The organism is Dyella sp. 01N36, from assembly GCF_056399745.1.
The window spans coordinates 1-4,257 of sequence record NZ_JBFTRY010000255.1 but is presented as its reverse complement, the minus strand read 5'-3'; the positions used below and the strand labels follow the sequence as shown (position 1 = coordinate 4,257).

Genomic DNA, 4,257 nt, shown 5'->3' with positions numbered 1-4,257 from the left:
TCTACGCAGAGTACGCCGACTTGCGCTTCTGTGTGGCAGTTGGACGATGAATGCGTCGACGGCCGTTTAAGCTGCCGCGCGTTCGCTGCAGTGCGGTAGTCGATCTGGCGTGAAACTGGCGAGGGCATGGGCAAGCAGGGCCGAAGGCTCACGTGCCGCCGGCGCCACCGGCAGATCCAGAAAAGCCAGCGCGCGGCGCAGTGCGGGCAGCGGGTCGGTAGGGTCCACTGGATGGGCGCGCTCGGACTTGGACAGCTTGCGGCCGTCGTCATCCAGGGCCAGCGGCAGATGCAGGTATCCGGGCGTCGGAAGCTTCAGGCAGCCCTGCAGGAAGATCTGCCGCGGCGTCGAGTCCAGCAAATCGTTGCCGCGCACCACCTGGGTGATGCCCTGGTGAGCGTCATCGACCACGCAGGCGAGCTGGTAGGCGTAGTAGCCCTCCACTCTGCGTATCACGAAGTCGCCTGCGGCCAGGCGGAGATTCTGGGACTGCGGGCCCTGCAAGGCATCGACAAAATCGAGCTCGATATCCGGCACGCGCAGACGCCAGGCCGGGGTTCGGCCTTCCATGGGCGGCGCCAGGCAGTGGCCGTCCAGATGCAGGCCGCCCGCGAGATCGTTGCGGCTGCACCAGCAAGGGAAGACGAGATCGGCCGCCTTGAGCCGCTCGAACGCTGCGTCATAGGCCGCCTGGCGGTGGGACTGGAACAGGGCGGGCGCGTCGGCCACCAGCCCGAAGGCGGGCAGGGCCGCCAGGATGCTTTCGGCCGAACCGGGCATCTCCCGCGGCGGATCGATGTCTTCCACCCGCAGCAACCACGCGCCACCGGCGTGGCGGGCGCACAACCAGCTGCCCACGGCAGCCACGAGGGAACCGAAATGCATGTGGCCGGTCGGAGAAGGGGCGAATCGTCCGCGGTAGTTCATCGGGCCATTTTACGGGCCGTCGATGGCCCGCAGGAACGCTTGGCGCGCGGTCGGCGAGTGGGTCCTTAGCTGACGCGCAGTTGAAAGCTGGACGACTGATATGAAGATTCCCGACTCACGGCCCTTGAAACCGCAAGAATTCGCCACGATCCTTTCACAGCGGCGAAAGTCGCATCCCCTTTCATGACTGCCCGAGAGACAGCCATGCGTCGCATCGCATTGTTCCTGCTTACCAATATCGCCGTCCTTTTCCTGCTGAGCATCGTCTGCCGCCTGTTCGGCATCGATCAGTGGGCTGCCGCCCGTGGTTACGGTGGCATGGGTGGATTGCTGCTCTACGCCGCGGTCTTCGGCATGGGCGGCGCTTTCATCTCGCTGGCCATGTCCAAGTGGATGGCGAAGATGTCCACCGGCGCCCGCGTGATCGAGCAGCCGCAGAACGAAGCCGAGCGCTGGCTGCTGGACACCGTGCGCCGCCACGCCCAGGCGGCCGGCATCGGCATGCCCGAGGTGGCGATCTACGACGCACCGGAAATGAACGCGTTCGCCACCGGCATGACCAAAAACAGCTCGCTGGTGGCGGTGAGCACCGGCCTGCTGCAGCAGATGGACCGCGAGCAGGTCTCCGCCGTACTCGGTCACGAGATCGGCCATGTGGCCAACGGCGACATGGTCACGCTTACCCTCATCCAGGGCGTGGTGAACACCCTGGTGATCGTCGCGGCTCGGGTAGTCGGCCGCCTGGTGGACAGCTGGATGTCCGGCGGTCGCGACCGCGAGGGTGGCGGCGGCATCGGCTACTTCGTGTCGGTGCTGGTGCTGCAACTGGTGTTCGGCCTGTTCGCCTCGATGATCGTGGCGGCCTTCTCGCGCTGGCGCGAATTCCGCGCCGACGCCGCCGGCGCCAAGTTTGCAGGCCGCGGCGCGATGATTTCCGCCCTGCAGCGCCTGCAGGTGCAGCACGGCGAGAGCACGCTGCCGCAGACGATTGCCGCGTTCGGCATCTCCGGTCCCCTGGCGATGGGCTTCAAGCGGCTGTTCATGAGCCACCCGCCGCTGGAAGAGCGCATTGCCGCCTTGCAGAATCCTTCGGCCAACGCCTGAATTCACCCGCTTTCCCACGCAGAGCGGGCATCATAAGGGGCCGATTCGTCGGCCCCTTCGCTTGTTACTCCTTCGACTGACCTTTGCATGAGTCTCTCCGCATGACCACTACCGCGCCCGAAACCCGCAAATTCGAAGCCGAAGTGGCCCAGGTCCTGCACCTGGTCACGCATTCGCTCTATTCGCACAAGGAGATCTTCCTGCGCGAATTGATCTCCAACGCCTCCGATGCCTGCGACAAGCTGCGCTTCGAATCGATCGCCAATCCTGACCTGCTCAGCGGTGACGGCGAGCTGCAGATCCATGTGAGCTGGGACCCGCAGGCACGCACCGTGACCGTGCGCGACAACGGCGTCGGCATGAGCCGCGATGAAGTGGTGGCCAACATCGGCACCATCGCCAGCTCGGGCACGCGCCGTTTCCTGGAGGCGATGAGCGCCGAGCATAAGACCGACGCCCGCCTGATCGGCCAGTTCGGCGTGGGCTTTTACTCCTCGTTCGTGGTGGCCGATCGCGTCACCGTGCTGAGTCGCCGCGCCGACCTGCCGGCAAGCGAAGGCGTGAAGTGGGAGAGCGACGGCAAGGGCGAATACAGCCTGGCCCAGGTCGATCTGCCCGAGCGCGGCACCGCGGTGATCCTGCATCTGAAGGCCGACGAGGACGAGTTCCTCAAGGGCTGGGAGCTGCGTTCGCTGATTCGCAAATATTCCGACCACGTGGCTTTCCCGATCCGCTGCCCCAAGGACGAGGACGGCAAGCCGGGCGACGAATGGGAGACCGTCAACGACGCCTCGGCGCTGTGGGCCAAGCCACGCAACGAGATTTCCGACGAGGATTACCAGAGCTTCTACAAGTCGCTCGGCCACGATTTCAACGATGCGCTGGCCTGGACGCACAACCGCGTCGAGGGCAGCCAGAGCTTCACCACGCTGTTGTACATCCCCGAGCAACCTCCGTTTGATCTGATGATGGGCGGCCGCGACGAGCGCAAGGGCCTCAAGCTCTACATCAAGCGCGTCTTCATCATGGATGCGGCCGAAGAACTGCTGCCCAACTACCTGCGCTTCGTGCGAGGCGTGGTGGATGCAGACGACCTGCCGCTCAACGTCAGCCGCGAAATTCTCCAGCACAATCGCCAGCTGGAGCGTATCCGTGCGGCCTGCGTGAAGCGCGTGCTCGACTTGCTGGAAAAGCTCTCGCGCGATGAGCCGGAGAAGTTCGCCACCTTCTACAAGGCCTTCGGCAATACGCTGAAGGAAGGCATTGCCGAAGATCCCGCCAATCGCGAACGCATCGCCAAATTGCTGCGCTTTGCCTCCACCAAGGGTGATGGCGCCGCGCAGACCGTATCGCTCGACGACTATATCGGCCGCATGCCGCTCACCCAGGACACCATCTGGTACATCACCGCCGATAGCTACACCGCCGCCATCGGCAGCCCGCAGCTGGAAGCATTCAAGGCCAAGGGCATCGAAGTGCTGCTGATGTCCGACCGCATCGACGAATGGATGCTCAACAGCCTCACCGAATACAGCGGCAAGAAGCTGCGCAACGTGGCCAAGGGCGAACTGCCGCTGGACGAGGCGGACAAGAAGCAGCAGGAAGAGGCGAGCAAGGCAGCCGAGCCGCTGGTGCTCAAGCTGAAGGAGTTGCTGGGCGACCGCGTCGGCGACGTGCGCGTGTCGGCGCGCCTCACCGATTCGCCCTCGTGTCTGGCCTTGTCCGACTACGAGATGGCACCGCATCTGGCACGCCTGCTGCGCGAGGCGGGTCACGACGTGCCGCTGGCCAAGCCGACGCTGGAAGTGAATCCGCACCATCCCTTGCTCAAGCGCGTGGAGAACGAGAGCGATCCGGCCAAGTCCGCCGATCTCGCCAACCTGCTGCTTGACCAGGCCGAGATTTCTGCGGGCGCGCAGTTGCCGGATCCGGCAGCGTTTGTGCAGCGTTTGAATCGCCTGATCGCGGGGTGACGATCTAGGGCTCGTCATGCCGGCCTGGGCCGGCATGACGATGGGGTGGCGTGGCGTTGTTCGACTTCACCAAGCCTCCCAACAAACGGCCGCTATACTGCGGCCGTTTCGTTTTCCAGGAAGCCCATGGGCGCGTTGCTACGGTTGTTCACCTGCCTTTTGCTTGGCGTACTGGTCGCGCGTTTCGCCCGAACGCCGGCCGGCCTCGTCCATGGCATCAACTGGTGGGTGATCAATATCGCGCTGCCGGCGC

The 4,257-nt window shown here is 64.6% G+C and carries 3 protein-coding genes and 1 pseudogene; 3 read left to right on the top strand and 1 reads right to left on the bottom strand.

Going from position 1 to position 4,257, the window contains the following annotated elements; genetic code table 11:
• Positions 1 to 66: 66 nt before the first annotated feature.
• Positions 67 to 927, bottom strand: coding sequence for a tRNA glutamyl-Q(34) synthetase GluQRS (gene gluQRS, locus AC1DMG_RS20410; RefSeq protein ID WP_477176349.1), 861 nt, complete (start codon positions 925 to 927; stop codon positions 67 to 69).
• A gap of 204 nt (positions 928 to 1,131) precedes the next feature.
• Between gluQRS and htpX the strand changes: the two genes are divergently transcribed.
• From htpX to AC1DMG_RS20395, 3 genes and pseudogenes are all read left to right on the top strand, one after another.
• Positions 1,132 to 2,031 (top strand): protease HtpX, encoded by a 900-nt coding sequence (gene htpX / locus AC1DMG_RS20405; RefSeq protein ID WP_441605133.1) that lies wholly within the window; start codon positions 1,132 to 1,134, stop codon positions 2,029 to 2,031.
• A 101-nt stretch (positions 2,032 to 2,132) separates the two neighbouring features.
• A complete protein-coding gene (htpG, locus tag AC1DMG_RS20400) occupies positions 2,133 to 4,004 on the top strand; it encodes a molecular chaperone HtpG (RefSeq protein ID WP_477176350.1) in 1,872 nt (623 codons plus the stop codon).
• Between the two features lie 126 nt (positions 4,005 to 4,130).
• Positions 4,131 to 4,257 (top strand): annotated as a pseudogene (locus AC1DMG_RS20395) (AEC family transporter); the annotation flags it as partial.